Genomic DNA, 24,243 nt, shown 5'->3' on the forward strand with positions numbered 1-24,243 from the left:
GATGCGCTTTCTTTTCCCGTGCCTTTTCCTTCTTTTGTTGGGTATTCCCAAAACCGTACAAGCCCAGAAACCGTCAAGGGCCAACCCGGACACGTATCTGGCCGAATTGAAAAAAGAGCTGGACGTTCAATGGCCTAAAAACCGGACCATCAACCTGGTTTTTCACGGGCATTCGGTGCCCGCGGGCTACTGGCACAACCACGAGGTTCACACGCTGGAATCCTACCCGAATCTGGTGCTGACCGAACTCAAAAAACAGTATCCGTACGCCGTGATCAACGTGATCGTAACGGCCATCGGGGGCGAAAACTCCGTGAAAGGGCAGGAACGGTTTGAGCGCGACGTGCTCGTTCACAAACCCGATGTCCTGTTTATTGACTACGCGCTGAACGACCGGGGAGCGGGACTGGAAAAGTCGAAGGAAGCCTGGGAGAAAATGATTCAGTCGGCGCTGGCCCAGAACATCAAACTCATTCTGCTGACGCCCTCACCCGACCAGCGGGTGGATATTCTGGCGGCTGGAAACCCGCTGGAGCAGCACACCAATCAGATCATTCAACTGGCCGAAACGCACCAGATCGGGCTGGTCGATTCGTACGCCCAGTTTAAAAAAGTAACGGCAAAAGGTGAGTTGGTCAAGTACATGTCGCACGTAAACCACCCCAATCTGGCCGGACACCAGCTGATTGCGAATGAACTTCTGAAATGGTTCAGGAAGTAATTGGATTGGCGGGACGGTGATCGTGGTCGGGGCTGGCGATCACGGCAAATTTATACTTCTCACCGTGGTAAAAGGACCGCTCGATTTCGACGACTTTTTCGCCGGTACAAATCACCGCGCTGTCCAGCACAAAAGCCGGGGTTGGCTTCGTAAGCTCAAAATTGTTGGTATTCGGCTGCATGATCGTCACCGCCAGCGTCTGCTGCACCTCCGTAATTTTCAGGTGATACTCGTTTTCGTAGACCTTGAAATACGATACTTCGGTAGGAATTCGGTTGATTTTCGGGCACAGATTCAGCGAAATGTATTTCACTTCGTCCTTGATCAGTAAATCGTCGGCGTACCGGAGTTGATGCAGTTTCATGACCGGGCCGTCGATGATAAAATGCCGTCCGTTTATTTCCGACGAAATCCCTTCTTCCAGAATCGTTTTTTCCAGAACGATGTTTTTGGGGGTAAATCCTTCCGCAATCAGACTATCGTGAAAACCGCGCCGGGTCGCGTAGATCGAGCCCAGGGTCCGAATTAAGTGATGATCGACCGTGCGGTTTAATACGTAGGTTCCTTTCCCTTTGATCCGTTTGGCCCAGCCTTTTGATTCGATTTCGAGCAGCGCTTTCCGGGCGGTGGTGTTACTGATATTGAAGTGCTTGATTAATTCATTTTCGGAAGGAATCTGGTCGCCCGGCTGCAATTCGCCGGTTTTGATCTTTTCGATAATGCTATCGCTGATCGAAATGAACTTTGATTTCATTTTGCTGGTGCCTAGTAAACCGGGTTATCGCTGACAAAATAGATCCGATAAATCCGTAACTTAAAGTACGGGAGTCTTAACCAAAGCACCAAATTGAATTATGAATTGCACGGCCGCCAGCCACTGTTCAGCGTCCCTAGTTCATCATTTGAACAAAAATGCCTGACCGGGTACGATCAGGCGTTTTTAAAAATCGACTATCAAAACCTCAGGCCGAAACGACCTGTTGTTTTACGTCGTCGAACGAGATGTCGAAATGAGAGGCATCATAAATGCATTCGCCGTTCTGAATCAACAGCACCTGCGGTGACTGATGGTCTACGCCAAAGTCGTCGGCAATTTGATTGGAGATCGACCGAAACGCAATCAGATCCAGGTAGTACGGTTTGATGCCCGCCGAATCGTTCCAGTTGCGTTCCATCCGGCTCAAAGCCGCTGAACTTATCGAGCAGCGCGTGCTGTGCTTGAAAATCAATACCGGCTGTTCGGCCGACTCTTGCTTGATTTGGTCTAATTGGGTGTTGTCTTGCAGTTTGTTCCAGTTCATGATGCTTGTTCACACGTAACTACGAGCCTATAAGCCGGATAGCGCAAAAAAAGTTTCGTTCAGAATCAGGCAATTTTCAATTTCTCTACCATCTCGCCCGACATCTCATCGGCATACGGCCCGTAGGCACTGACGAGCGTTCCCTTCTGGCCGTCCTTTGATTCGATGGCGTACAAAACCGTGTTATCGTCCGGGTTGCTCATCCCTTCAAAACGGTATACATCCACAATCTGAAACTGTTCGGGCCGGAGTTGCAGGTCCTTGTTGCGACAAACCAGACAATCATTGGCCAGATTAAAGTCGAGCGTATAACCTTTTTTGCTCAGGTCGTCGAGGGCTTCGACGAGCGTGTCGTACGTTTGCATGCGGGTATAAGTTAAGTTTGTAATTTTACGATTTCGAACCAACGCACATTCGCATTGCTTTCTGCTCTCTATCATACTTCCATCCGACTATACCAGGCCGCGCTTCAGATGGCGGCACGGTTTCACCCCAAAGCCCGGCTGGCCATTCGGGGACGAGAAGGCTGGATAAAACAAATAAACGCAAAATTGGCCGATAATGCAGCACCTATTGCCTGGTTTCACGCGGCCTCACTGGGTGAATTCGAGCAGGGTCGACCGGTTATCGAAGTTTTTCGGCAACAGTATCCTGGCTACAAAATTCTGCTCACGTTCTTTTCGCCCTCGGGTTACGAAGTCCGGAAAAACTACGCCGGTGCCGACTTCATTTTTTACCTGCCGTTCGACACGCCCGAAAACGCCCGAAAGTTTGTCCAACTCGTCAATCCGGCCATTGCGTTTTTCATCAAGTACGAATTCTGGTACAACTACCTGCGGGAATTAAAAAACCGTCAGGTTCCGATTCTGTCGTTTTCGGCAATTTTCCGGCCCGACCAGATTTTTTTCAAGCCGTACGGTGGTTTTTACCGCGCGTTTCTCCGTTTTTTCGATCATATTCTGGTGCAGAACCAGGAGTCGGTTGACTTACTGCAACGCATTGGTGTGACGAACGTGACTTTGGCGGGCGATACGCGCTTCGACCGGGTAAAGCAGGTGGCCGATGCCCGAAAGGACATTCTGGTTGCCCGGACCTTCAAGGATGCCCAACCGTTGCTGGTGGTTGGCAGTGCCTGGCAGGCTGACATGGACGTCCTGATTCCGTTTCTGAACCGCTTCGATCAACCCTTGAAGGTAATCATTGCCCCCCACGAAATCCACGACGACGAAATCGAACGCTGGCGCGGCCAGCTCGCCGGTCAGACGGTACGGTTTTCGGAAGCGGCTGACCACCCGGCGCTTTCTACCTTTAAAACGCTCATCATTGATAACGTCGGGATGCTGTCGTCGCTGTACCAGTACGGGGAGTTTGCCTATATCGGGGGCGCGTTCGGGAAGGGGCTGCATAACATTCTGGAAGCGGCCACGTTCCGGATGCCGTTGTTTTTTGGCCCCAACTACGGTAAGTTTCAGGAAGCGGTCGATCTGGTGAAAGCCGGAGCGGCTTTTCCGGTGACTGATTCCGCGCAACTCGATACGGTTTTTCGGCGGCTTTATGAGGACCCTGCCGTTGCCTCCGCTATTTCCGGCGACTACGTTACTCAGAACATTGGTGCTACGTCTAAAGTGATGTCAGTGGTAGCAAGGGTTGTTACACAGAGGTAATCAGAGAAAACCAGCGGTTATCAGGGATGCTTTTGAATCAAATTTCGCAGCGAATTTTGCAGTCTTCCATCGAGGTGCATCGAGCACTGGGACCGGGTTTGCTGGAGTCTGCCTATCGGGAGTGTCTGGCGTATGAATTGGCAAAAACAGGGTTATTTGTTGAACGGGAAAAGCCCATGCCAATTGTTTACAAAGAGGTTAAACTGGATCATGGCTACCGAATGGATTTATTGGTGGAAAGAAAAGTTGTTGTAGAGCTAAAAACCGTTGAACAACTCACGGATGTGCACCTTGCCCAAACGCTAACCTATCTCAAATTGGGTCATTTTCATTTAGGTTTACTAATCAATTTTCACGTTACTTTGTTAAAAGATGGCGTGCGTCGAGTTGTCAATCCTGCTTTTAAACCCTCTGATAACCTCTGATGCTCTCTGATTAACTCTGTGTAACAACCCATAGCCCAACCTTGCAAACTGGCTTAATCATACGCTCCACCGGCTCCTGGTACGAAGTCCGCAACGAAGACGGACACATTTACCGCGCCCGGCTAAAAGGCAAATTCAAGATCCAGGGCCTGAAAGTTACCAACCCGATTGCTGTGGGCGACCGGGTGCAGTACGAACTGGAAGATGAACTCGAAAATACCGTTGTCATCACCGACATCGAACCGCGCGAAAATTACATCATTCGTAAATCCGTGCACAAAACCGCTCACGGACACATTCTGGCCGCCAACATCGACCAGGCCGTGCTGATTGTTACGCTGGCTTTTCCGCGTACGTCACTGGGTTTTATCGACCGGTTTCTGGTTGCCGCCGAGTCGTTCCGGATTCCCACAACGCTGGTGTTCAACAAAGCCGATATCCTGAAAGACGAAGCGCTGGACTACCAGCAGGAAATCATCGGCTTATACGAAACCATCGGCTACGCCTGTCTGGAAACCTCGGCCACGGAAGGGGCGAATGTTGCAGTTTTCCGCAATCTGCTCGATCAGAAAATCAGCCTGCTATCGGGCCATTCCGGGGTCGGAAAATCGTCGCTGGTCAATGCCGTAGCACCGGATCTCCAACTCCGCACGAGCGAGGTTTCCACGTTTGCCAACAAGGGCGTTCACACCACGACCTTCGCCGAGATGTTCGAAATTGCGCCCAATACCTTTATCATTGATACACCGGGTATCAAGGAGCTGGGGCTGGCCGACATGGAGAAAGAAGAAATCAGCCATTACTTCCCCGAAATGCGCGATCGACTGAATCAGTGCCGGTTCCACAACTGCTTGCACATCAACGAACCCGGATGCGCCATCAAAGAAGCCGTTAACGAAGGAGAGATCGCTGAAAGCCGTTACTGGAGCTACCTAGGCATGGTTTCCGGCGAAGACAACAGGAAATAGAATTAAAAGTTAAGAATTGGCTCCGCCCGTTAGATAAGTACTCGGCGGAGCCAATTCTTAACTTTTAATCCTTAACTGGTTATGGCGGCTAGTAAGTCCGCTTGCGTAATGATGTGAACCTGCTGGTTTTCATCGCGAACGAGCAGGGCTTTGTTATCACGGTCAATCAGCGACGACAGCACATCCACGGTGTTGTCCAGCCCCACAAATTTGAACGGTTTATCCATTACCTCTCCCACGCTCAATTCCTTCACCGTTGGGTCCTCAATTAGTTTATTTAGAATGGTGGAGTCGGTCAGGCTGCCCACAATTTCACCTTCGGTATCCGTCACCGGAATTTGGGAAATACTGTGCTGGTTGAGCAGCCGGATGGCCTCCCCCACTTTCAATTCCTGCCCCACCGTTGTCAGCACGCCGTTGCCATTTTTACTGCGTACGATGTCGCGGGCCGTCGAAAACTCGCGGGATTCCAGAAAACCGTGGTCTTTCATCCAAGTATCGTTATAGATCTTGGCGAGGTAGCGCGTGCCGTGGTCGGGCAGCAGAATCACCATCACATCGCCGTCGGTCAGGTGCTCGCGCGCCCATTCCAGCGCCCCGTGGACCGCCGAGCCCGTCGACCAACCCACAAAGAGCCCTTCCTCCCGCGAAAGCCGCCGGGCCATGATGGCCGCGTCTTTGTCGGTTACTTTTACGAAATGGTCGATCAGGTTAAAATCGACATTCTGCGGTAGAATGTCTTCACCAATCCCTTCGGTCAGGTACGGGTAAATCTCGCGCTCATCGAAAATACCGGTTTCCTTGTATTTCTTGAACACCGAGCCGTAGGTGTCAATTCCGACCGTCACAACGCCCGGATTCTGTTCTTTCAAAAATTTGGCCGTGCCACAAATCGTACCGCCCGTACCGACGCCCGCAGCAAAGTGGGTGATTTGCCCTTCAGTATCGCGCCAGATTTCGGGACCGGTCGTGTCGTAATGAGCCGCCGTATTCGAAAGATTATCGTACTGATTGGGGTACAACGAATTTGGGATTTCGCGGTTCAGCCGCTTGGCTACGGAATAATACGATCGTGGATCATCCGGCTCCACGTTGGTCGGGCAAACCACCACATCGGCGCCCACCGCCCGCAGAATGTCGATTTTCTCCTTCGATTGCTTATCAGCCATCGTAAAAATACACTTGTACCCTTTGGCAATAGCCGCCAGTGCTAGTCCAAAACCGGTGTTGCCACTCGTTCCTTCGATGATAGTGCCACCAGGTTTAAGAATTCCGGCCTTCTCGGCATCCTCAATCATTCGGATGGCAATGCGATCTTTCACCGAATTGCCAGGATTGAAATACTCAACTTTCGCCAAAACCGTTCCCCGGATTCCTTTGGTGACTTTGGTAAGCTTCACCAGCGGTGTGTCGCCGATGGTATCAATGATGGAATTGTAATACTTCATGGTTTGTGTGGTTTAGTGGTTCGTTAGAAATGTAACGACTAACGCGCGAAAATGGTTGATGGGTTGCCCATTGGGTGCCAACAAGATCGAAAGATTTTGGGCAAAAGCATACCCTATTTATGCTTTCGGTATCTTACCGGCAAAATCAGTCCATGAGTACCCCGGTGCGGTTTCCAGAATGGGCCCATCCAATTCGATTATTTTACCGAACCATCTACCGGGGAGTAACGTTACGACAAGGAATTTTCATCGAATTCACGGATGAATCAGGTCCCTTAACAAATCGGAAGCGGCTTTTAAGTTACCATTTCTTACTTTCGAGTAGACTTTATTGTAGTATTCTAACCAAACAAAAAATGAGCAACAGAATTATCCTGGCACTCGCTTGTACTTCATTCGCCTTTACGGCTTTTGGTCAAACCGCTTCGGTAGAAACCAAGGAACCGAATTCGGCTTATAAGTCGGCTTTTACGGGCCAGACCCGGATTGCGGCTGTCAAATCAACTACCAGCTACGAAGGCAAAGTAGTAGCAGAATCCCTGAAAAATCCGTGGGGAATTACGAGCCTACCCGATGGCAGGCTGCTCATTACCGAAAAAGCGGGCACGATGCGCATCGCCACGCCAGCCGGCAAAGTAAGCGAAGCGATTACGGGTATTCCCAAGGTAAATTCGGCGGGTCAGGGTGGCCTGCTGGGCGTCCGGGTTGATCCCGATTTCGCCAAAAACCGCATGATTTACTGGGTATTTTCTGAGCAGGGTGACGAAGGCAACCTGACGGCAGTGGCCAAAGGGAAACTGTCGGCCGACGAAAAAACGATTGAAGGCGCTACGGTTATTTACCGGGCCACGCCCGCTTTCAAAGGCAATCTGCATTACGGCGGTCGGATTCTGATTGACAAATCCGGCAACCTGGTAATCAGCACCGGCGAACGGTCGGATCTGGAAACCCGGCCCCAGGCGCAGTCGGTCAATTCGGGTCTGGGAAAAGTTATTCGCATTACGAAAGAGGGCAAACCAGCCGCTGGCAACCCATTTGCCGGCAAGTCGGATGCCCGGCCTGAACTCTACTCATACGGTCACCGGAACGTGCAGGGCCTTGCTTTCCACCCGGTTACGGGCGATTTGTGGGAGGCTGAATTTGGTCCTCGCGGGGGTGATGAGATCAACCGCATTGTGCCCGGCAAAAACTACGGCTGGCCAACCATCACGTACGGCATTGAGTACAGCGGCAAAAAAGTAGGCGAAGGTATCCAGCAGAAAGAAGGTCTCGAACAACCGGTTTATTACTGGGACCCCTCCATCTCTCCGAGCGGAATCACGTTTTACAGCGGAAATCGCATTCCGGAGTGGAAAAACAACCTCTTCGTCGGTTCATTGAGCGGAATGCACATTGCCCGACTGGTGATTGAAAACAACAAAGTAGTGGGTGAAGAACGGCTGCTCGCGGGTGAGTCCCAGCGTTTTCGGGATGTAACGCAGGGCAAAGACGGTGCTCTGTACGCCGTTACCGACCAGGGACGTCTGTACCGGATTGACAAAAAATAAAGCGTGATCCGGCCATCAACCGCTGACCTTCTTCAAATCGCCCCGGCTTTCCGCCCAATTGGAAAAACCGGGGCGGTTTTCGTTGAATCCTGTCAGCGGATTTCCTGGCACAGCTCCACCAGCACGCCGTTTGTTTCTTTGGGGTGCAGAAAACAGACCAGTTTGTTGTCGGCGCCCCGCTTGGGCGTTTCGTTCAGTAGCGTAAACCCTTCGGCTTTCAGCCGTTCGATTTCGGCGTAAATATCCGCTACCTCAAACGCCAGGTGGTGAATGCCTTCCCCTTTTTTTTCCAGGAACTTTGCAATCGGACTGTCGGGCCGGGTAGCTTCCAGCAGTTCAATTTTGGTCTGGTTTATTTTGAAGAAGGAGGTTGTTACTCCTTCCGACTCAACGGTTTCGAATTTATACGGTTTTGCGCCCAACAAGGTTGTAAACAGATCGTTGGAAACCGCCAGATTCTTCACCGCAATGCCAATATGCTCTACGTTCGTCATTCTTTCTCTGCTTATCTCTGCTATTGCCCGCTCAACTCCGCGAAACAGTTACTTACTTTAAGGTCCAAGTTATAAAGTTATTTCGCAGAGTGAAGCAAAGACAAACAGGGTTCAACGGAGTTTTCGAAGAAACTTTTCTTTTCGGTGCGCGGTTTTTACCTTAGTGACTAAATACTACGTATTCCCATGGTTTCGGTAACGGACAAAGCAAAGGATAAAATTATTGAGCTACGCCAGAAAGACGGCCTGAATGATGATTACGCCATTCGGGTGGCGGTTCAGGGTGGCGGTTGCTCGGGGCTGATGTACGATCTGCAATTCGATACGTCGCAGCAACCCAACGACCACATTGTGGAAGACAAAGGCATTAAGATCTACGTCGACCGCAAAAGCCTGCTTTATCTGGCGGGCACCGAACTGGATTTTTCCGACGGCCTGAATGGCAAAGGATTCCAGTTTAAAAACCCCAACGCCAGCCGGACCTGCGGCTGCGGAGAAAGCTTTTCGGTATAAGATATTTCTTGATTAGGATTGGTTAAAGGCACCGTCGGCTTCCACGCGGTGCCTTTTTTATGGCTTTGGGGGAAACAACACAGGAATGTTGTAGTTGACCGGTACAGGCTTTCCTGAAACCGTTCCGGGTTTCCAGCGAGCCATATTTTTTATCAACCGAACCGCTTCCTCATCGCAGCCATATCCCAACCCTCTCAATATCCGAACTGTTGAATCAGGCACGTACCCCAACGAATCAATGCGAAAGTTAACCAATACCCGGCCCTGAATGCTGTTTTTCCGAGCCTCTTTCGGATATCGTTGATGTTTTCTGAAGTACGCTTCGATCCCACCCGGGTATTGAGGAGATGTCTCAACCGGCCCGAAAACCGGCTCATTTGTGTCTTTCGATTTAATTTTTACCTGAGCCTGCTGCCCGTACACCAAGCCACTGAGCCAGCACAGCCCTATTAGTAGTACCAGGGTTTTCATATTACCTTTTACAACATTTGCTACCGCCAAGTCAAGATCAACCGATCAATTTGTCAGCTTCAGCGATTGCCAGGCCACCATCTGCCACTGCGCCCCTTTTTTGACGTACACATCGGTGTAGCGGATTTTCGAATTGATCGCCTGCCCGTTATTCGATGCTTTGATTAAGCAAATTCCGGTGATAACGGCGGTTTTACCGTACAAATTAACTTTCTGCTCCTGAATCCCAATGGCTTCGTAGGTCTGCTTGCCATCTTTGAGCGACTGGATATACGATTGTTTGTTGTCCTGAAGCCCGTGAGAATGCGTGTAGATCAGGTCGTCGCCGAGCACCTTTTCCAGTACTGCATAATTGCGGGTGACCTGAGCGTCAAACCGTTGCCGTTCAACTTCAAGAACAGCTTTTTCGTCGGCAGAATTTTGAGCCAGAGCGAATGAGCTAATCAATAGCCCGCAGAAAAGTAGGAAGGGTTTCATAAAAAACTAGTCTTGAACTGAGAGCACGCGGATTAAGGGGTTAACTGGGATCAGATACCCATTACAAAATTATCACTACGATCAAATTTCGTTAGAAAAGATTAACTGGATTTAACAAGGAATCCCAGTTCAGAATACCGACTCAATATTCCGGATGGTAACAGCCCGAAAACCGTCGCCAAAAAACTCAAATCCCTGGCTATCGGGTTTCGGAAAAATCAGATTCGTCAGCGTCACCTGACCGTCGTTCACAAACACTTCGACCGACGAACGATCTACGAAAATCTGCATTTTAAGACGTCCGTTGGCAATGTCTTCACGCTTCAGCGGGGCCGAAAACCGGCCAGCAAACTCTTTTTGAAAATCCGTTTTTCCCGAACGCGTGCGATCCACGTACACTTCCTGTTTAGCCGGATCATAACCGATCACGGTTTCTTCCCCAGTCCCCTTTCGCACTTTGGCTCCGAGTTCGGTATTGCCCAGCTCCGCTTCAAACGTCAGCACGTACACTTGGCCCCTGATGCGGTTCGAATCCAGGCTGCGGTTCAGCTCTTTCGTATCCAGGCCCCGCCATTGAAAACTATCGGAAGTGAGCGGACGGATTTCCCTGACCACCTCCTGCCGGAGTTCGTAGCCATTTTTGCCCCGGACAATTTTCAGCTCACGCGGCAGCGTCATGGCCCCCCGGAACGGCTCGGTTGGAATCTCATTGGCGTATTGCCAGTTGTTCAGCCAGCCGAGGCTAATTTTGCGGGGCGTATTGTTGAAGGTGATGGCCGCGTAATAATCCTTACCGTAATCCACAAACCGTACATCGCCCTGCTTGAAATCGCTCCGGAATGCTTTCCCGTCGAAGTCACCAATGTAATACAACATTCCCGAGCCACCTGCGGGCGTTCCACTACCGATGGACATAAGCAGTAGCCACTTCGTTCGTTTAGAACCCACCACCGGAACTTCCAGAAGCGCCGGGCACTCCCAGATGTTGCCCGGCGAATCAGCCGACGCAAACTCACCGGTCTTCTCCCATTTTTTCAGATCCGCTGAACTATAAAAGAGGGCTTTTTTGTCCGTCGGTAAGACAACGCTCATCACCCAGCGTTTGGAGGGTTCGTGCCAGAACACGTTCGGATCACGGAAATCTTTCTGCTTGAGGTCAATGACGGGATTGCTTTCGTATTTTGTCCAGGTCCGGCCCCGATCGAGGCTATAGGCAATGTGCTGGCTCTGGTTGTCTTCGCGGTGGTTAGTATAGATAGCGACCATCGGTACCTGGCCATTTTTGCCAAACCCGCTCGTATTTTTTACATCAACCACGCAGCTACCCGAAAAAATCATGCCTTTTTCGTCTTCGGCAATGGCCGGTGGCAGCTCTTTCCAGTGAAACAAATCCGGGCTGACAGCATGCCCCCAAGTCATATGACCCCACCGAATTCCCTGCGGATTGTACTGGTAAAACAGATGGTACTCGCCATCGTGGTACACCAGCCCATTCGGGTCATTGGTCCAGTTGATACGGGGCGAAAAGTGGTATTGCGGACGATAGGGCTGGTCGTAAGCCTTGTTTTGTGCGAGAGTTGGCATGATAGTAACAATCAGACAAAGAACCAGTGCATTCAAAAAACGTTTCATGACTAAAGGCGATTTAGGATACGTTCTGAGCCATTTTTCGGATAAACCCACCACCACCGGACAGCGGGTTAAAAAAGCTCCCGGGCAATCTTCACAATATTATCTGATTTGCCCATCGTATAGAAATGCAAACCCGGCGCACCGGCTTTTGTTAACTCGCGGCATTGCTGGATGCACCATTCGATACCAATTTGCCGGGCCTGTGCATCATTCTCGCAGGCTTCCACCGCTTTTACCAGATCTGCTGGCATTTCGAGGTGAAACAAACGCGGAAGCACCTGCAATTGTTTGCGCGTACTCAACGGTTTCAGGCCCGGAATGATCGGCACGGTAATGCCTGCTTCCCGGCACTTTTTAACGAAATCAAAGTACTTCTGATTGTCAAAAAACATCTGCGTCACGATATAATCGGCACCGTTGTCGATTTTCAGCTTCAGGTAATTGAAATCCGTTTCGTAATCAACCGCTTCAAAGTGCTTTTCGGGATAAGCCGCCACCCCGATACAGAAGTTACTGGGCGTCATCGCATGATCGCTTTCGTGCAGGTAAACTCCCCGGTTCATGTTGGCAACCTGGGCCACCAGCTCACTGGCGTACGAATAGCCATTGGATTTGGGCTTGAACGTATCAAACGGTTTGGCCGGATCACCCCGCAAAACCAGCACATTGTCGATGCCCAGGTAATTGAGGTCAACCAAAAAATCTTCGGTTTCATCCTTTGTAAAACCGCCACAAAGAACATGAGGTACTGGATCGACGCCGAACTTATGCAGAATGGCCGAGCAAATCCCGACGGTTCCGGGCCGTTTGCGGGTGATAATTTTCGTGATCGTCCCGTCGGTTTCGGGCCGCTCGATGTATTCTTCCCGGTGGTACGTAACGTCCACGAAGGGCGGTTTGAACTCCATCAGGGGTTCAATATTATCCAGAAGATTTTTGAGGTTATCGCCTTTGATGGGGGGAATTACTTCAATTGAAAAGATCGTCTTTCCGTTTGCCCGACGGATGTGATCAGAAACTTTTGCCATGTGGTATGTTTAGTGGAACAGTAGCCCGGTACAACGCACGTAGTACCGAAATGTAAAACAGAATGTACGGCTGTAGTTACCACCCAGCCGTACACCGGTGCAAAAATACGGGAAAAATTGGAGATAATGGGTTACAGCTGGACCAAACCCCAGCGGACGGCTTCGAGGGCCATGCCTACCCGGCTTTTGACCTGCATTTTTTGAAAAATGGCCTCCCGGTAGCCATCGACCGTTCGGGCACTGACGCACATTTTGTCGGCAATCTGGGCGTACGTCAGGTCACTGCACGCCATTTTCAGGAATGCCTGCTCGCGGCTGTTGAGCTTGAAGTAAACCGGCGGTTTTTCGGCTTCGACGGTTTCCAGGCGCCGGATTAGTCGTTCGGTCATCGCCCCGGAATAATGATATCCTTTGGTACAGAGGTCGTCGAGCGCCTGACGCAATTCGGCAGCGTCACACACCTTGAAGAGATACCCCCGGGCACCGTTGCGAACCATTCGAAAAACGTCTTCCCGGCGGTCCATCATCGACAAAGCCAGCACTTTACTGGAAGGGCAATGTTTTTTGAGGTAAACCGCCGTTTCGTACCCATCCATCTCGGGCATCAGAATGCTCAGCAACACAATGTCCGGCCGGAGCCCCTGATTCAGGTGTCGGATCAATTCACGCCCGTTTCCTGCCATCAGAATTACTTCGTAGGTGTCAAATTGTTGAATGAGGTCAGCGATCGGCTGCGCTAACAGCCGATGATCGTCAACGATGGCGATAGAAGTTTTCACACATGGATAGCGATTAGTTAACGGACTGAAAGTTAGCGAAATCTAATCCTGAAACAAGTCGTATCACTCCATTGTCAGACCGTAATTTTACTTATACCCTCCAAGTATTTATTGAACGGCAAATTGAAAAAACGGACGAGCCTACGTCAAGGCCTTATTTGCCTGAATTCAAGGCTTTTTGGGCGGTATTCCGGTTGATCCCCCAAAAAAGCGGCTACAACCTAAGAAAATGTTGCCAAATAATAAATTATTACCCAGATCGTACTACTCCCCTTTTAACTTGCAGTGAATCGCTCTGATTCAAATCCTCTAACTATCTGACGCTTATATTATTAAAACACCATGTTATCATGACCTTTAAACGCTTTACATTTCGATCACTGCTGGCCTTACTGATCGTCAGCACCTCCGCCTTTGTCGTTACCAGCTGTCTGCAACAAATTCAGGACCACCGGTTTCCGAACCCGGCGGCATTTGAGGCAGCTCAGGCCCCGGTTGCGGCCGGATTACTCTCGCCGATTGGGTTAGCCGAAGATGCCAAAGGACGCTTGTGGGTTACTGAAGCGGGTAGCGGTACCGCCAGCCCGGCCAGTGGCCAGGTTTCGGTAATTACTCCCACGGGAAAAGTCCCCGTTATTACCGGTTTCCTGTCAGCCGAAAGCCCGGAAGGTTCGCCGGAAGGTCTTAACCACCTGGCCTACAAAGATGGCAAACTCTACATCCTGCACGGTGTTGAAGACGCCCTTTATATCGTAGATGTCTCTACGTTTGTTCCGGGCGTAACACCTGCCATTCAGGCCAGTACGCTGACGAAAATCGATATTGGTACGTTTGTGCGGGGTGAGCATCCCAATGCCCCAGATACCCCAGATTCGAATCCGTACGGTTTAACATTTGGCCCTAATGGTGACCTGTTCATCACGGATGCAGGCGGCAATGCCATCGTCCGGCGCAACATGACTACCGGCCAACTAAGCATTTATGCCAAGTTCCCGGACGTTCCGAACCCTATTTTTGATGCTACTGATCCATCAACCGGCCCTCCGACGATTGATGCCGTACCGACCGGAATTGTTTTTGACGGAACTGATTTTTACGTAACAACTTTGGTGGGATACCCATTCCCCAAGAATTTGTCGTCAATCTTTAAAGTGAGTGGTTCAGGTCCGGCTCCGGTAACCCCAACCGTCCATAAAAACGGTTTCTCGGCCCTGACGGACCTTACATTTACTCCCGGCGGTCAGCTCATTGCAACTGAATTTGGCTTTGGCCCTCCTCCGCCAGCCGCCCCAACCGGACGCATCGTAAGCGGTGAAAACGCAGCTACTTCTTTATTACCGGCCGTTCCAACGCCGGTGGATATCCTGCGAAGTGATATGGCAGACACGTATTATGTGCTGTATTACGGCCCTGGTATCATTGTCAAATTGAACGCTAAATAGATCGCATTTTCTGAATTGCAAACCAACAAAATGGCCAGTCCGAACGTTCGGACTGGCCATTTTGCTACATATAATCCAGATGCCTGCCCCGTGCAGACTGGTCTATATCAAAGCGTCAGCAACACCCCTACCGATGCATAGTTGATCCAGGTAAAAGTATAAATCTCATCCGTATTGGCCCCGCCCTCTACCACCCGGTATCCTAGCTTTACACCCAGTTTGGGGCTGAAATTATAGGCTGCACCCAGAAAAATATCTTCTGCCCGACCCGCCTTGGCGCCCAGCGCATCGCCCTCCAGCAAAACCATCCATCGATTAGTAGGCGAATAAGCCGCGTAGAAATTTAGCAACGGCACGAATCCCACGTTGTCGTAGTTGGTCTGGCTTACTTCGTTCTCAAACCGGGTATTGGCATCCCGGATTTTGGCGGTAAACCCCGCTCCCACCCGCCAGCGCTCGCTGGTTACAAAATCGTACCGGTACGTCAGTCGGTAGGAGTTGAATTTGTAAAAAACCGTTGTAGGCTGATTGGCCGGAAAGACGATGCCGTTGTAATTCACATCCTGACTAAACCGACCCTCATAACGAACCGTCAACGGCGCATAGAGAGCCGAAATCGTGTGGCGGTTGGCAATGGTGTAGCCCAGTCGGGCCCGATAAAATACTTTCGGATTGGCACTCAACTCTTTAGACACATCAACGAGTGTTCCGCCCTGATTCGGAATACGGACATCGGTATAAGCAGTTCCGAGTACAAGGCCCGATTCCAGATCAAGCCGAAACTGCGCCTGTAGCGGCCCGGCGGCCACCAAAAAGAAGATTAGGGCCAGCGAAAAAGAAAAACGATTCATAAGCATAGTGTGTGGACTACGGATAAACCCGGTATTATGCAAATGGTTTCGTTTTTGACAGCAACGGTATCAATCCGCCCATCTCTTCTAAAAAAAAGCGCTATTCAGAAACCGTCAGCCGGGGCTGTTTGCCGTTCGCTCATTGGGCCTCCTCGCCTACGGTTTGATCCGCTAAATGCCCTTTTTCAGCCGCTCATTCCGGGCGTTTCAGCCAAGAGCCCTATCGGTGAATAATTTTATAGGCACATCGCTATCCTGCGTGTTAAACAACACACTCATGAAAAGAACCTGTTTACTTCTGTTATTAAACCTATTGACACTGAGCGGATTCCCTAACCATTCCATCTCAAAACCCCGCATCCAAAACGAGCGGACAATCATTTCCAGTCCCCCCAAAATCGCAGCATCTGCCCAGAAAAAACCATTTCCAGCTTCGTTTACCGCCGGGCCATTTCATGGTGGAGCGCCTGCCAACGGCAACAGTCAAGCATCCGATGGTTCAACTTCCAACGCCATCCGCAAGGTATCAGGTCCGGCCATTTATTACGTCACCGAAGCAGGTGCAGGCAACAAAGACGGTAGTAGTTGGGAACATGCCTACGGTAAAGACTATTTGCAGGCAGCGATCGATCAAGGCTACCAATCTGGTTTGGCGGAAGTTTGGGTAGCCCAGGGCGTTTACAAACCAGTCTTCCAAAACAGCAGCTTTTACCTCTCCGATAACGTTGCGATATACGGCGGTTTTCCAACCAATGGCGGAACAATGGAGCAACGCAATCCCGCCCAGTATGCCACGGTTCTCAGTGCTGACCTGGGTGAAGAGGGAAATTACGACGATAACCTCAAACACGTACTCTGGTCGCTCAGGGCGTCAACTACGGCGGTTTTAGACGGTTTTGTTATTACCGGGGGCAATGCCACGGTGGGGAGTCCTTCAGGTGGCGGCATTCGGATCGACGGGGGCAGCCCAACCATTCGCAACTGTCATTTTACCGGCAATCGGGCCATTATTGGGGGAGCCGTTGCGGTATATGGCTATGAAGTTTATAGTCCCGCTCCGCTCTTTGTCAACTGTATTTTCTCCAATAATTATTCGTCCTATCAGGGAGGAGCCGTATATAGTTTTGCGTCCGGTGATGCGTATGCTACTCCGGTATTCACCAATTGCACCTTTTTTGCGAATACGAACAGCAATACCACATCGGGTGTAACGCTGGCGACGGCGGGCCTGTCAGGACACGTCAATACGGTTTTGACCAATTGCATTCTCTGGAACAGCGGAGGATTGAAGGCCATCAGCAACGATCCCGGCACAACGGTCACCATCCAGCATTCGCTCGTCGAGCAGGAAACGGTTTTTACCGACGGCGGTAGTAATCTGATCAACCAAAATCCTTTGTTCGTTGATGCAGCCAGCACCAATTTGCGGTTATCCGCCTGTTCGCCAGCCATCAACGCGGGCCTAAACGCGGCCAATACACTTGTTAGGGACCTGGCGGGGCAAAACCGTGTGCAGCAGAACACCATTGACCTGGGTGCTTTTGAAACCGTGAAGCCCCTCACCCCAGACCTGCACAACGGCCAAACCAGCGTAACCATTACGCAGGGCACGCCCAATGTGGTGCTTACCGCCCCAAACTGTTCCGGCGAACTGAGCTGGCTGCGCACCAACCCGCTGATGTCGGGCACCGGCCCAATCACCGTCCCGACAGACGCACTCGCTACGTATGTGTACACCGCCGTTTGCAAAATCGGGACCTGCGTCAGCGCTCCGGCCAGTTTAACGGTTACGATTGTTCCGCCCGGCCAGCAGCCGGAACCGCCCGTGGTTAGCGGGAAATTTGACGGGTATCTGGATAAAGTCGAATGTGGGTCGTTCCGGGGCTGGGCCTGGAATCAGGACCAACCCAATGCACCGGTTACCCTCGAATTCTTCGCCAACGGGCAGAGCATCGGCACCACGTCTGCCAGTATTTACCGGCAGGATTTGAAAGATGCCGGAAAAGGCAATGGTGCCCATGCGTATAATCTTACAACCCCGCAATCTCTGAAGAATGGACAATCCTATACCATCACCGCGAAGGTGCAGAACAGTGATTTTGTCCTGAAATGGGGTCATAAAACCCTCAACTGCGGCAACGGAAACCCGAATCCAACCCCCAATCCAGACCCAAATCCATCTCCCAACCCGCCCCTTAGCGGAGATTTTGACGGGTATCTGGACAAAGTCGAATGCGGTTCCTTCCGGGGCTGGGCCTGGGATGCTAATCAACCTAACACCCCCGTAACGATCGAGTTTTTCGCCGACGGACAGAGTCTGGGCACCATACCAGCGAATATTTTCCGCCAGGATATTCTGGATGCGGGCAAAGGCAACGGCAAACACGTGTATTTCTTCCCGACGCCCCATCAGTTGAAAGATGGACAGCCGCACGTTATCAGCGCCAAAATTGCGAATACGAATTACACCCTCAAGTGGGCTCCCAAAAGCTTAACCTGCCCCAGCGGAAGCCGACTGACGATTCCTTCGGCTGAAATACCCCAGCCGTGGAAGGTCACGATTTTAGGGAATCCCGTGACGGGCGATGAGCTGGAGGTCGAAGTAAAAGAAGCCCAGAATCGGCAGTTGCGTTTTCAGCTCACCAACCTCAACGGACAAGTAGTGGCGGATCAGTGGCTAAAAATCAGTCAACCGAAGCAGCAGGCCCACCTACCAATCGGCCAGCAACCCGCGGGGCTATACCTGTTGCGGATTACAGATCAGCAGCACGTCAAAACAATTAAAGTACTGAAACGCTAGTCGGCCCAAAACCGTCGTACTCTATTCTGCTTTTTCCATACGCCAGGTTAGTCCAACCTGGCGTACTTGTTTCCACGCAGACAAGCAAGGTTAAAATATCATGCGTTTTCGGTAATAAATTGAATGTCATCTTCGCCAAATTAGTTTTCCTTTGCAGTGGCCCGAAACGGTGGTCGTGCTGCTCAGGGTTGGCAACCGGCTTCTCCAAAACAGCAACGGTCCTGCAACAAAAATGAAAACATTAGTCTGTACAACGCCCGGTCAGTTTGAATACCGGTCCGGCACACAACCGGAAGTAATGCCGGGGCACGCGATCGTCCGAATCCGGCGAATTGGCATCTGCGGAACCGACCTGCACGCGTTTGAAGGAACGCAGCCTTTTTTTGAATATCCCCGGATTTTAGGGCACGAACTGGCTGGCGAGCTGGTCGACTTCGACGACGCTCCCGGTTTTGAAAAAGGCGAGTTCGTGACCATCATCCCCTATTTTTACTGCGGAACCTGCATTGCCTGCCGGTCGGGAAAAACCAATTGCTGCGCCCAGCTGCGGGTTTCGGGTGTTCATATGGATGGCGGTATGGTCGAATACCTGAGCGTTCCCACCTACGCACTGGTACACGGCGACGGATTGAGTCTGGACGAACTGGCACTGGCCGAACCGCTGACCATTGGTGCCCACGGAATCCGCCGAGCCGACGTGCAACCGGGTGAATACGTGCTGGTGATCGGGGCGGGCCCGATTGGACTGGGGGTTATGGAATTTGCCCGAATTGCCGGAGGTCATGTCATTGCGATGGACATCAACGAGTCCCGTCTGGCGTTTTGCCGAGAAAAATTGCGGGTTCCGCACACCATCGACGCCCGTTCAGCGGATGTGATCGAACAGCTCCGAACAATTACGAACGGCGATATGCCAACCGTGGTGATCGACGCCACCGGCAGTCTGAAAGCCATCAACAACGCCTTTCAATACCTCGCCCACAGCGGGCGTTTCGTGCTGGTTGGGCTGCAACGGGGCGATGTTTGCCTGAGTCATCCGGAGTTTCACAAACGGGAAGCTACCCTGATGAGCAGCCGGAACGGCACCCGCCAGGATTTCGAACACGTCCTGAACTGTCTCAAAAAAGGCCTGATCAATCCGCTCACGTACATTACACACCGGGTTCCGTTTGATCAGGTGAAAGACCAGTTTGCCAGCTGGCTGGATCCGGCCAATGGCGTCATCAAAGCAATGGTCTCTGTGGATTGAGTAGCCCGGTTACTCAATCCATACCTTACTGCGCTTTTTGCAGAGCCTCCAGCGCACCAGCCAAATACACCAGCGGAGCATTCCAGTTGATGGCGATTTCGTTGGAGGCATACGAACACGAAGCGTCGATAAACATTTCATCCGCCGATGTGGCCGTATAGCCTTCGCACTTATCCTGTTTGGGGGCGTTTCCGTTCGGTCCTCCCGACAGTAGGCCGGGAACAGGCGCTTCAATACCGTCAGCTACTGAAGGTCGGTGATGTGGATTCATGACTTGCTTGCCGCCAAAGCCGGTAACGAAGCAGTAGCCGGTAGCATTTCGACCCAGCAGGTAATCCAGGTTGGTGAGCGCAGCCCGCAGGTATTTTTTGTCGTTGGTCAGACGGTAGGCCTGAATCAACGCGATTCCCTGATTCGCAGCCACGGCACTGCTGCCCCAGATATAATCCTTCGCCGATGTACCCATCACGGTTTGATAGGCATTTTTATCCACATCCTGTATCAGCTCGTCGGCAAAACCCACCAGCCGCTTTTTCAACTGCGGAAAATCGTTCTTGCCGAGCGGAGAAAGGTTTTTCTCAAACCGGGCCAGGGTGTAATAACCAAGTAACCGAACCTGCGCCCACGACGGCAATGGCATTTTGTCGTCCGGAAACAAAATAACGGATTTGTAATACGCGTCATCGTTCGTTGTGACGTACAACTCCGACGCGGCCCAGATCCATTCGTCGCTTGCATCCCGGTCACCGTACTCGCCCGTCACAACGTCCGGATCAAATTTCCCGTTCATTTCATTTTGCCGGTAGTATTGATCCGGATTTTTCTTCGCCCAGTTCCACGCCCGCACAGCCGCCGTCAGACAGGAATCCGACAAGCCCGGCAAGGTACGACCAAACGGTTTGAAAATCCGGCTTGCCTGGGCTATCACGGCCGCAAAATCGAGGGCCGCCGTGATGCTCTTCTGTACGACATACCGTTCCTTCGTGGCCTTATCCGGCATAACCATGCCGTCAAAACGGGCATTGGTTAGTTTGTGGTACACCCCACCATCGGCGGGGTCCTGCATTGTCAGCATCCAGCGCAGATTCCAGAGCGATTCGTCGAGCACATCCGGAATACTGTTGCCACTTTCGGGAATGTCGCAATCGAGCTTCTGGCCGAACTTCGGAAAATCTTCGTACAACGACAGCAATGTTCCAACCGTAATACCCGAATTAACAATGTACTTGTTGTAATCACCGGCATCGTACCAGCCCCCGGGCGACGACAAAACCGTACCAGCCGGGCGCCCCGCCGAGGCCGCCGACGGATGCACCAGCACCTGGGTATCTTCCTTGACATGCCCCGCCGGGCGGCTCCACTTCCCGGCGTATTGGGCCGGCAAATCGATCGAAACCCGCTGGTAGTAAAACCCTTTCAGTGAGCCCTTGGTCACGGCACGGTGTACGTCGGTTTTGATTTCAAACGGATACGAATGCCCCAGGCCCGGTACCACAACGACAAAAGTACCACTGGTTTTCAGCGCGGAGAAGTCGGCCTGGCGAGCGGTTTTGCCCGAAATTGCGTTCGGTCGAGCTGCGCTCAGTGCTCCTTTGAAAACTGTCTTTTTCAAGTCCGGCGTCATCACCTGAAACTCCGTCGGGGCATCGCTCACCACAATGGCCATTTTGGCGGCATTCGGATAAAAACCGATCTGATTCAGCCGAATGGCTGTTGAAAGTTGCTGAGCCTGAGAAAAAACCGTACTCAGTATACTAAACAGGGCAAAAAGAGAGGGAATTCGGGCCGTTATAGAAAATCGCATGGGCATTCAATTTTTCATTAAAACTAGCATACTTCCGGTTAATCGTCCGACTTTTCGTCTTGTTGAAACAGATTTACGCAGTGAAGAATCTTCTAAACCCAATCATGGCGGGTTCATACACTGCTTAAAGGTATTGACCGACAGCCGGTTTCAAATCCAACTAAAACCAGCCAACGACACGATAGAATTTTTGAAAAGAATCCATTCCCCAGCGAGTAACCTGGAGACGGTTTTTAGTAGGTTTGTCGCTCACCGATTGAGCGTTTCCATTCATGCACCAACTCTGCTCCCCCGCCGGCGATTTTTTATTGTGCCTCGAACAATCCGACGTAACGGCTTTTTCCCAACCGGTAACCTTCCGTGAATATGCGGTGTTTTACATAGCCGAAGGCAGCGGTGTTTTTCACTCCGATTTTGGCACTTTCGCGTTTACAGGCCCCGTTCTATTGTTTGCTACTCCGCTGCAATTCATTTACATCGAGTCCGCCAACGCCTTTTCAATCCGGCTGCTGCGGTTTCACGGCGACTTTTATTGCATCGAATACCACCGGGAGGAAGTAGCCTGCAACGGCCTGCTGTTCAACAACATTTACCTCGACCCGTCCGTCAATCTGGCCGACCGGGAGGTTGACGTTATGGAACGAATCCTGAACGATATGGCGGACGAGTTCAGCCCGCCCAACCCCGCCGAGATGGTCCTCCGCGCGTATTTGCAGTTGTTTCTGGCCAAAGCCAGCCACCTCAAAACCCGAGCATTAAATAATCCGGCTCTTTCCATGCCCCGGGACGAACAAATGGAACAGTTCAAACAACTGCTGGAAGAGCACTATCTGGATTTGCACAAGCCGCAGGAGTACGCCATTCTTCTGGCGATGTCACCCAATAACCTGACCAAACGCTGTACCCGTTACTTCAAAAAACCACCTTCGGCGCTCATTCAGGAACGGTTAATTCTGGAAGCAAAAAAGCAGTTACATCTGACGCGCAAAAGCATCAAAGAAATTGCCTGGGCCCTGAAGTTCGACGATGAATTTTACTTCAGCCGGGTTTTCAAGAAATTCACCAAAATCTCTCCGCAGGCTTTTCGGGAGCAAACCGGTATCTCCATTGTGGCAGATTTGTCCATGCAATAGCCGTTAAGATCCATGTCGGGGCCGGGGCTGCTCCGTTAGTTTTGTGTCGTCAAGTTGCTTATAAACTCGAAGACCACAGTACAATGAAAACTCGTCTGATACACTTCCTGGCCGGTTTGGACCAAGCTGGCCGAACCGCCATCCGTTTCGGTATTGTAGTTGTTTTTTTCTGGATTGGCGCGCTAAAATTTGTCCCCTATGAAGCCGACGGTATTGTTCCGTTTGTGGCCAACAGCCCTTTCATGTCCTTTTTTTACCAGCATCCGGTCGATTACAAACCGCACATGAATAAAGAAGGTGAACTGATTGCCGAAAACCGTCAATGGCATACAACCAACAATACGTACAGTTTCTCGGTTGGTTTGGGCATCTTTCTAGTAACGGTAGCGGTGTTGGTGGCGCTCCACCCGGTTGCCCCCTTCGCCAGTATGGTGGGCAGTTTGCTCATCTTTATCATGACCCTCGGAACGCTTTCTTTTTTGGTAACCACGCCCGAAAGCTGGGTACCGCCGTTGGGCGACCAACACACGGGATTTCCGTATTTGTCGGCACGCGGACGGCTTGTCATCAAAGATCTGGTGATTCTGGGCGGAGCAATCATCACGTTAAGCGAATCGGCCCGGCTTTACCTCAACCGCAGCCAACAAGCATAATTCGGTGTGCCAATCCCAGATTTACCCTGTTTCCAGTATACCCGTCAAACCACTTCTACATAGTCTTTCAGATGAAAACGGAGGGTGCGCAAGGATTGCATAATGTGGTACTCAACCGTACGCTCAGGAATACGAAGTGAGGCCGAAATCTGGCGAACCGATTGGTTTTCCAGCCGATTCAACCGAAAAATCTGCCGGGTCTTATCCGGCAGATGATTAATCCCTTTTTCAAGCGCTTTATTCAAGTCTTCGTAAGCTAGCAATTCTTCCGTGCGGCAATCGAAGTCGGGCAGGTGCGCACTCTTGAAATTCTCATATTTCTGCCGAATCAGCAGGGACTTGATATGGTTTAAAATTTTGTACCGGACCGCCCCAAACAAATATTTCTTCAAATCGTCAATTTGAATCGTCTCCCGTCTCTCCCACAAATCTACATACAGGTCCTGAATCAACTCTTCGGCGTTTTCTTCCGAATACAACTTTTTCCGGGCTACCGTGAAGAGCGGCTGCCAGTATTTACGGTAAATGGCCTGAAAAGCCGCAGCATCGCCCGATTGGAGGAGTTTCACCAATACGGCGTCGCTTAAAACTGAATAATCCATAAAAAGCTAGAGTGGGTTAGGCACGTTTCTTCTTGGGTGGGGTCTCCAAAAAGAATAAATTTATATCCTAAGATTCCCATTTACGCCGTAGAGGCTATCCTGCACTTACCTGTCTGAGCCTTTCCGCTCCCCCATCGACCTCCCCTCCAAAAACAGCCGGTTACTATTTCCAGCTCCGGTTTCGCTGCCAAAGGATCCCCGTAACTTTAAAATCACATCGTATAACAAAAGAAAGAATATT

The 24,243-nt window shown here is 51.1% G+C and carries 24 protein-coding genes; 11 read left to right on the forward strand and 13 right to left on the reverse strand.

Features of this window, described 5'->3' with window-relative positions; all coding sequences use genetic code 11:
• Nucleotide 1: 1 nt before the first annotated feature.
• Nucleotides 2–721 carry an SGNH/GDSL hydrolase family protein gene (locus tag ACYVH9_RS14775; RefSeq protein WP_460637130.1) on the forward strand — a complete coding sequence of 240 codons (720 nt, stop codon included), beginning with the start codon at nt 2–4 and terminating at the stop codon, nt 719–721.
• Here ACYVH9_RS14775 and ACYVH9_RS14780 read toward each other — a convergent pair.
• The 3 genes from ACYVH9_RS14780 to ACYVH9_RS14790 form a co-directional block, all read right to left on the reverse strand.
• The gene (locus ACYVH9_RS14780) at nt 711–1,475 is read right to left on the reverse strand and encodes a GntR family transcriptional regulator (RefSeq protein ID WP_460637131.1); all 765 of its coding nucleotides are present in this window, start codon (nt 1,473–1,475) and stop codon (nt 711–713) included. The two genes, ACYVH9_RS14775 and ACYVH9_RS14780, sit on opposite strands and share 11 nt — an antisense overlap.
• A gap of 208 nt (nt 1,476–1,683) precedes the next feature.
• On the reverse strand, nt 1,684–2,022 hold the full coding sequence (gene ytxJ, locus ACYVH9_RS14785) for a bacillithiol system redox-active protein YtxJ (RefSeq protein ID WP_460637132.1): 339 nt from the start codon (nt 2,020–2,022) through the stop codon (nt 1,684–1,686).
• A 65-nt stretch (nt 2,023–2,087) separates the two neighbouring features.
• The gene (locus ACYVH9_RS14790; protein WP_460637133.1) at nt 2,088–2,387 is read right to left on the reverse strand and encodes a phosphoribosylpyrophosphate synthetase; all 300 of its coding nucleotides are present in this window, start codon (nt 2,385–2,387) and stop codon (nt 2,088–2,090) included.
• Nucleotides 2,388–2,441: 54 nt separating this feature from the next.
• Between ACYVH9_RS14790 and ACYVH9_RS14795 the strand changes: the two genes are divergently transcribed.
• The 3 genes from ACYVH9_RS14795 to rsgA are packed head-to-tail and all read left to right on the forward strand — an operon-like array spanning nt 2,442 to nt 5,079.
• On the forward strand, nt 2,442–3,686 hold the full coding sequence (locus ACYVH9_RS14795) for a 3-deoxy-D-manno-octulosonic acid transferase (protein WP_460637134.1): 1,245 nt from the start codon (nt 2,442–2,444) through the stop codon (nt 3,684–3,686).
• Nucleotides 3,687–3,712: 26 nt separating this feature from the next.
• Complete coding sequence (locus ACYVH9_RS14800) at nt 3,713–4,111, forward strand: GxxExxY protein (protein ID WP_460637135.1); 399 nt, start codon at nt 3,713–3,715, stop codon at nt 4,109–4,111.
• Between the two features lie 41 nt (nt 4,112–4,152).
• Nucleotides 4,153–5,079 (forward strand): ribosome small subunit-dependent GTPase A, encoded by a 927-nt coding sequence (rsgA, locus tag ACYVH9_RS14805; RefSeq protein WP_460637136.1) that lies wholly within the window; start codon nt 4,153–4,155, stop codon nt 5,077–5,079.
• A 71-nt stretch (nt 5,080–5,150) separates the two neighbouring features.
• Here the strand turns inward: rsgA and ACYVH9_RS14810 are convergent, their stop codons facing one another.
• On the reverse strand, nt 5,151–6,527 hold the full coding sequence (locus ACYVH9_RS14810; RefSeq protein WP_460637137.1) for a cystathionine beta-synthase: 1,377 nt from the start codon (nt 6,525–6,527) through the stop codon (nt 5,151–5,153).
• A gap of 356 nt (nt 6,528–6,883) precedes the next feature.
• Between ACYVH9_RS14810 and ACYVH9_RS14815 the strand changes: the two genes are divergently transcribed.
• Nucleotides 6,884–8,074, forward strand: coding sequence for a PQQ-dependent sugar dehydrogenase (locus ACYVH9_RS14815; protein WP_460637138.1), 1,191 nt, complete (start codon nt 6,884–6,886; stop codon nt 8,072–8,074).
• Nucleotides 8,075–8,166: 92 nt separating this feature from the next.
• On the opposite strand, the gene mce is transcribed toward ACYVH9_RS14815, so the two are convergent.
• On the reverse strand, nt 8,167–8,568 hold the full coding sequence (gene mce, locus ACYVH9_RS14820) for a methylmalonyl-CoA epimerase (RefSeq protein WP_460637139.1): 402 nt from the start codon (nt 8,566–8,568) through the stop codon (nt 8,167–8,169).
• Between the two features lie 186 nt (nt 8,569–8,754).
• On the opposite strand from mce, the gene ACYVH9_RS14825 reads away from it, so the two are divergent.
• Nucleotides 8,755–9,081 (forward strand): HesB/IscA family protein, encoded by a 327-nt coding sequence (locus ACYVH9_RS14825; protein WP_460637140.1) that lies wholly within the window; start codon nt 8,755–8,757, stop codon nt 9,079–9,081.
• 57 nt (nt 9,082–9,138) lie between these two features.
• Here the strand turns inward: ACYVH9_RS14825 and ACYVH9_RS14830 are convergent, their stop codons facing one another.
• From ACYVH9_RS14830 to ACYVH9_RS14850, 5 genes are all read right to left on the reverse strand, one after another.
• Nucleotides 9,139–9,552 carry an energy transducer TonB gene (locus ACYVH9_RS14830; RefSeq protein ID WP_460637141.1) on the reverse strand — a complete coding sequence of 138 codons (414 nt, stop codon included), beginning with the start codon at nt 9,550–9,552 and terminating at the stop codon, nt 9,139–9,141.
• A gap of 45 nt (nt 9,553–9,597) precedes the next feature.
• Entirely contained in the window at nt 9,598–10,029 is a 432-nt protein-coding gene (locus ACYVH9_RS14835; RefSeq protein WP_460637142.1) for a nuclear transport factor 2 family protein, read from the reverse strand.
• Nucleotides 10,030–10,158: 129 nt separating this feature from the next.
• Nucleotides 10,159–11,661 carry a glycoside hydrolase family 32 protein gene (locus tag ACYVH9_RS14840; RefSeq protein WP_460637143.1) on the reverse strand — a complete coding sequence of 501 codons (1,503 nt, stop codon included), beginning with the start codon at nt 11,659–11,661 and terminating at the stop codon, nt 10,159–10,161.
• Between the two features lie 68 nt (nt 11,662–11,729).
• Nucleotides 11,730–12,689 carry a methylenetetrahydrofolate reductase [NAD(P)H] gene (gene metF, locus ACYVH9_RS14845; protein WP_460637144.1) on the reverse strand — a complete coding sequence of 320 codons (960 nt, stop codon included), beginning with the start codon at nt 12,687–12,689 and terminating at the stop codon, nt 11,730–11,732.
• A 131-nt stretch (nt 12,690–12,820) separates the two neighbouring features.
• Complete coding sequence (locus ACYVH9_RS14850) at nt 12,821–13,468, reverse strand: response regulator transcription factor (RefSeq protein WP_460637145.1); 648 nt, start codon at nt 13,466–13,468, stop codon at nt 12,821–12,823.
• 350 nt (nt 13,469–13,818) lie between these two features.
• Here ACYVH9_RS14850 and ACYVH9_RS14855 point away from each other — a divergent pair, with 350 nt between their 5' ends.
• Complete coding sequence (locus ACYVH9_RS14855; RefSeq protein ID WP_460637146.1) at nt 13,819–14,910, forward strand: ScyD/ScyE family protein; 1,092 nt, start codon at nt 13,819–13,821, stop codon at nt 14,908–14,910.
• A gap of 107 nt (nt 14,911–15,017) precedes the next feature.
• Here the strand turns inward: ACYVH9_RS14855 and ACYVH9_RS14860 are convergent, their stop codons facing one another.
• Nucleotides 15,018–15,761, reverse strand: a complete 744-nt coding sequence (locus tag ACYVH9_RS14860; protein ID WP_460637147.1) for a hypothetical protein — start codon at nt 15,759–15,761, stop codon at nt 15,018–15,020.
• 277 nt (nt 15,762–16,038) lie between these two features.
• Here ACYVH9_RS14860 and ACYVH9_RS14865 point away from each other — a divergent pair, with 277 nt between their 5' ends.
• Nucleotides 16,039–18,561, forward strand: coding sequence for a T9SS type A sorting domain-containing protein (locus tag ACYVH9_RS14865; protein WP_460637148.1), 2,523 nt, complete (start codon nt 16,039–16,041; stop codon nt 18,559–18,561).
• 232 nt (nt 18,562–18,793) lie between these two features.
• On the forward strand, nt 18,794–19,810 hold the full coding sequence (locus ACYVH9_RS14870) for a zinc-binding alcohol dehydrogenase family protein (RefSeq protein WP_460637149.1): 1,017 nt from the start codon (nt 18,794–18,796) through the stop codon (nt 19,808–19,810).
• A gap of 25 nt (nt 19,811–19,835) precedes the next feature.
• Here the strand turns inward: ACYVH9_RS14870 and ACYVH9_RS14875 are convergent, their stop codons facing one another.
• On the reverse strand, nt 19,836–21,614 hold the full coding sequence (locus tag ACYVH9_RS14875) for a glycoside hydrolase family 9 protein (protein WP_460637150.1): 1,779 nt from the start codon (nt 21,612–21,614) through the stop codon (nt 19,836–19,838).
• Between the two features lie 272 nt (nt 21,615–21,886).
• On the opposite strand from ACYVH9_RS14875, the gene ACYVH9_RS14880 reads away from it, so the two are divergent.
• Nucleotides 21,887–22,747, forward strand: coding sequence for a helix-turn-helix domain-containing protein (locus ACYVH9_RS14880; RefSeq protein ID WP_460637151.1), 861 nt, complete (start codon nt 21,887–21,889; stop codon nt 22,745–22,747).
• A gap of 83 nt (nt 22,748–22,830) precedes the next feature.
• A complete protein-coding gene (locus ACYVH9_RS14885; protein ID WP_460637152.1) occupies nt 22,831–23,400 on the forward strand; it encodes a DUF417 family protein in 570 nt (189 codons plus the stop codon).
• Nucleotides 23,401–23,444: 44 nt separating this feature from the next.
• On the opposite strand, the gene ACYVH9_RS14890 is transcribed toward ACYVH9_RS14885, so the two are convergent.
• A complete protein-coding gene (locus ACYVH9_RS14890) occupies nt 23,445–24,002 on the reverse strand; it encodes an RNA polymerase sigma factor (RefSeq protein ID WP_460637153.1) in 558 nt (185 codons plus the stop codon).
• Nucleotides 24,003–24,243 lie beyond the last annotated feature (241 nt).

This window comes from Larkinella harenae (genome assembly GCF_054780515.1).